Raw genomic sequence first — 4,180 nt, 5'->3', positions numbered from 1 at the left:
TTCTTCCTCGACGGTCGAACCGCACCAGATACGCAGGCTCGGCGGTGCATCGCGATAACCGTTGAAGTCATAGCCGATACCCATTTCGTCGAGCATAGCTGCGATCTTCTTCGGCACAGACGCTTTGGCATCATCATCGAGGGCGTCATACCAGCCACCCTGAAACACCATGCAAACGCCGGTGTTGGTCCACTGGGCCGGGTTGCCGACCATATTGCGCATCCACGGGGTCGCTTCGATCCAGTCGTGGACGATTTTCGCGTTGCGGTCGGCACGGGCGTGAAGTTCAGCCAGGCCACCGATCGATTTTGCCCATTCGAGCGAGGCAATATAGTCTTCGTTCGCGAGCATCGAAGGCGTGTTGATCGTCGCGCCTTCAAAGATCGCCCGGTTGAGCTTGTCGCCCTTCTTCACCCGGAAGATCTTGGGTAGCGGCCAGGACGGAGTATAGCTTTCTATGCGTTGGACGGCGCGCGGGCTGAGAATGATCATTCCGTGACCGGCTTCCGAACCCATGACTTTTTGCCAGCTATAGGTCGTTGCATCGAGCTTGGACCAATCCATCGGCTGGGCAAAGACGGCGCTGGTGGCATCGTTGATGGTCACGCCTTCACGATCATCCGCAATCCAGTCGGTGTTCGCAATTTTCGCGCCCGAAGTCGTGCCGTTCCAGGTGAAGACAATATCGTCACCCTTGTCGATTCCGCTGAGGTCGGGAATTTCGCCATAGTCAGCGTCGAGGACGGTGAGATTAGCAAGCTTGAGCTGCTTGACGGCGTCCTGAATCCAGACATTGCCAAAGCTTTCCCACGCGGCAACCGTGACCGGACGAGCGCCCAGCATATTCCACATGGCTAGCTCAACGGCTCCGGTGTCGGAGGCCGGTACGATGCCGATCAGATAGTCGTCGGGAATGCCCAGAAGCTCGCGGCTGAGGTCGATAGCATATTTCAGCCGGGCCTTGCCGGTCGCCGACCGGTGCGATCGGCCCATGGCTATTGTGTTGATTTTATCGAGAGACCAACCGGGGAATTTGGCGGTCGGACCCGAAGAGAAATTCGGGCAGTCCGGACGCAACTCAGGTGTCGGTACAGTAGTATCAGTCATTTTAACGCTTCTCCTTGCAGAGAGCTCGCGCGGCGTTGGGACCGCGTGGCCCGGCGCCGCTTTGTCTTGTGCAGCGCAGCATGTCAAGCGTCAAATGACTGAAACCAGTCAACCGGGAACGGCAGCTTATGGCTTGCGATAAAGCTCTTTTCCGCGGCGCAGAACCAGCAGTTTTTCAAGCGATACAGGGTGGAAATAGGCTTCTACCCGGTCTCCCTCGGGAGTGGTGCCATAGACTTCGTAACAACCACCGTCGACTTTCGATTTTTTGACCGTCCAGCCCTTCGCGACCAGATTGGTTTCCAGCTGCGCGCGGGTTTTCCAACCTGATTGCGGGCCTGCTTCGCAGGTCATCTTGCCGGTGGCAAGGGCGGGGGAAGACAAGCCAGCAGTGGCAAATATGACGGCTGTCGCCATGACAATCGCGGAATATTTCATGTTCATTTTCTCCAAGCCTAGTCGGTTTGCAGCGATTCGCGCTGCTTGTTTCCATCGTTTCTTTTGGCATGAATGATAATGCCTCGCAATAGCTGTAATAGCAAAAGCGGAATAAAATGTGCCAGCGCCCCGCCTACGCCATCATGGATTAACAGCCAATGAGCGAGCGTCAGCAGGGCGGCAACATATGCCAGTCGCTGCAACCGCTTCCAGCCCTGCTTCAGACGACGCATGGAGGCGTTGTTGCTGGTGACGGCCAGCGGTACGAAAACCAACATAGCAGCCCAGCCAGTCCAGATGCCCGGAGCCCAAAATTCTGCCAGAATCGGTTTCAAGGCCTCCATATCGATGACGTAAAAGGCGAAATGCAATATGGCATATCCAAAGGCCGCGAGCCCGAACGACCGGCGACGTTTTAGCAACCAACCGAGCCACTGGCGATTTCCGAATATTACCGAAAGCGGTGTGATCATCAGGGCAATGATCATGAACCGTGCCGAAAATTCGCCGGTCGGGTGCAACATGTCCATGGCGATTATTTCGCCCGCCCAATATCCGCGCAGCAGCAGAACGGCCGGTATCGTCAGCAAAATCCAGAAAACCGGCAGGCTGTTCAGTTTCCACAAAATCGACATGCCATTCTCTTTAGTTTCGCATACCCGATGGTCCAGAGGAAATTTGTAGCAATTTGTCGCCCGTCCCGTGTCGCCGGCTTGGTAAGGATTTCTTTACCATCATCTTCAGCCTGGATTTAACCATCCTCTGCCATTGATCTGGTCATGGAATTCAACCTGCATATCAAACACCGGACGCAGACCATCGGCCTTCTGGGGCTGGTGTCCCTGTTGTTAAGCGCTTGTGGCGCTATACCCGCAGGGCATAGCGGCCAGTCGCTACGACCTCAGGCTTCAGCCGGTCTCGGTTCTTTCGATCCCACGCCTGCGGCACGCCAATGTTTCAGCGATCTCGGCAAGGCCAACGTCCGCTTTTCTCCCTTGCCCAATCGCCAGTTCAGTGGCGGTTGCAGCCAGATCGACAGTATAAGGTTGCTCGACGTCGGCGCCGATGTGACCAATCTGGGTCCGGTCAAATGCGAACTTGCGAGCAAATTTGCCGCGTGGACCGAATATGCAGTCAAACGTGCTGCCCGGCAATATCTCGGGAGCGACCTCCAGCGAATCGAGACCATGGGCAGCTATAATTGCCGCAATATCGCCGGCTCCGGAAAATTGTCCCAACATGCGCATGCCAATGCGATCGATGTATCCGCCTTTGTCCTAACCGACGGTCGCCGGATAACGGTTGAGAATGACTGGAAAAGCGGGCGCCGGGAAATGCAGTTTCTCGCTGCGATCCATGACAGTGCCTGCAAGCGCTTTGGTACGGTTCTAAGCCCCGATTACAACGCAGCCCACCGTGATCATTTCCATCTCGACATGAGTGGCAACGGATATTGCCGCTAGGCGAACAAGGTCTCTGGTCAGTCGCAAATCTTTGCGTTAGGGCGAAGTCATGACAAACAAAGATCTCCACGACAATCGTTTTTACCACGCCAAGCAGGAAGCCGAATTCGCCGAAAAGGCCCATCTCGAGACGGCCCAGACCCGGGATCCGGCTTATCGACTAGCATTTCAGGATACCGATTTCCTGCTCCGCGAAGAATTGCGCCCGGTCCGCTTCCAGCTCGAATTGCTCAAGCCCGAGATGCTGCTCGATGAAGCCGGCATCGGATCGACACTGGTGATGTACGGATCGGCGCGTATCCCCGAGCCCGGCAAGGCCGATGCGCTGATCGAGGCGGCGGGCGACGAGGAATCGCGCAAGATCGCCCAGCGGTTGAAAGAAAAGGCCAAATATTATGACGAAGCCCGCAACCTGGCGCGGCTGGCAAGTGCCTGCGGTATTTCCAGCGACGGCAAGCGCGACTTTGTCGTTTGCTCGGGCGGTGGGCCCTCGATCATGGAAGCGGCCAATCGCGGTGCGGCCGACGTCGGCAAAGAGTCGATCGGACTCAATATTGTCCTGCCTCATGAACAGGCGCCCAATGAATTTGTGACGCCGTCGCTTAGCTTCCAGTTCCACTATTTCGCGCTGAGGAAAATGCATTTCCTTTTGCGGGCGAGGGCGGTTGCCGTGTTCCCGGGCGGATTTGGCACGCTGGACGAATTTCTTGAACTGGTGACGCTGGTGCAGACCGGCAAGATGGAGCCGCTGCCGATATTGTTGTTCGGCAAGGATTTCTGGAACCGGGTGGTCAATTTCGACGCCCTGGCCGAAGAAGGCACGATCAGCCGCAAGGATCTGGATCTGTTCCAGTTTGTCGAAACCGCAGACGAGGCCTGGACGATTATCCAGGAATTTTACGAACTGGACTGCCGGTAAGGCAATCCGGGCGGGTGGCTTATTCTGCCGCCGCCGCGTCGGCTTCCACCGCTTCAACTGCTTCGGCATCAGTACCAGCGTCTGCTTCAGCGGCTTCTTCCGCCGGTGCTTCGACCGCCGGTGCGGGCGGAAGCGCGATATTTGATCCCTGTGCGTTCAGATAGACCATCAGATTGGCACGATCTTCCGCCTTGCCGAGACCGGCAAAGGTCATCTTAGTGCCATCGGCATATTTGCGCGGCGACTTCAGCCA

Annotated in this window: 6 protein-coding genes; 2 read left to right on the top strand and 4 right to left on the bottom strand. The window is 56.6% G+C overall.

Going from position 1 to position 4,180, the window contains the following annotated elements; translation table 11 throughout:
* The 3 genes from WBM93_RS12360 to WBM93_RS12350 all read right to left on the bottom strand — a co-directional run.
* Nucleotides 1–1,107 (bottom strand): phosphoserine transaminase (locus WBM93_RS12360; protein ID WP_424432171.1); only part of this gene is annotated, 1,107 nt, incomplete at its 3' end.
* A gap of 126 nt (nt 1,108–1,233) precedes the next feature.
* Complete coding sequence (locus WBM93_RS12355; protein WP_424432170.1) at nt 1,234–1,551, bottom strand: PepSY domain-containing protein; 318 nt, start codon at nt 1,549–1,551, stop codon at nt 1,234–1,236.
* An 11-nt stretch (nt 1,552–1,562) separates the two neighbouring features.
* Complete coding sequence (locus tag WBM93_RS12350) at nt 1,563–2,180, bottom strand: sulfite oxidase heme-binding subunit YedZ (RefSeq protein WP_424432169.1); 618 nt, start codon at nt 2,178–2,180, stop codon at nt 1,563–1,565.
* A gap of 144 nt (nt 2,181–2,324) precedes the next feature.
* On the opposite strand from WBM93_RS12350, the gene WBM93_RS12345 reads away from it, so the two are divergent.
* Together WBM93_RS12345 and WBM93_RS12340 are read left to right on the top strand one after the other, a co-directional pair.
* Nucleotides 2,325–3,008 (top strand): extensin family protein, encoded by a 684-nt coding sequence (locus WBM93_RS12345; RefSeq protein WP_424432168.1) that lies wholly within the window; start codon nt 2,325–2,327, stop codon nt 3,006–3,008.
* Between the two features lie 49 nt (nt 3,009–3,057).
* Nucleotides 3,058–3,927, top strand: coding sequence for an LOG family protein (locus tag WBM93_RS12340; RefSeq protein ID WP_424432167.1), 870 nt, complete (start codon nt 3,058–3,060; stop codon nt 3,925–3,927).
* A 19-nt stretch (nt 3,928–3,946) separates the two neighbouring features.
* Here the strand turns inward: WBM93_RS12340 and WBM93_RS12335 are convergent.
* Nucleotides 3,947–4,180 (bottom strand): c-type cytochrome (locus WBM93_RS12335; RefSeq protein ID WP_424432166.1); only part of this gene is annotated, 234 nt, incomplete at its 5' end.

Source organism: Parasphingorhabdus sp. (genome assembly GCF_049667325.1).
Classification (GTDB): domain Bacteria; phylum Pseudomonadota; class Alphaproteobacteria; order Sphingomonadales; family Sphingomonadaceae; genus Parasphingorhabdus.
This window is presented reverse-complemented; position numbering and strand designations above follow the sequence as displayed.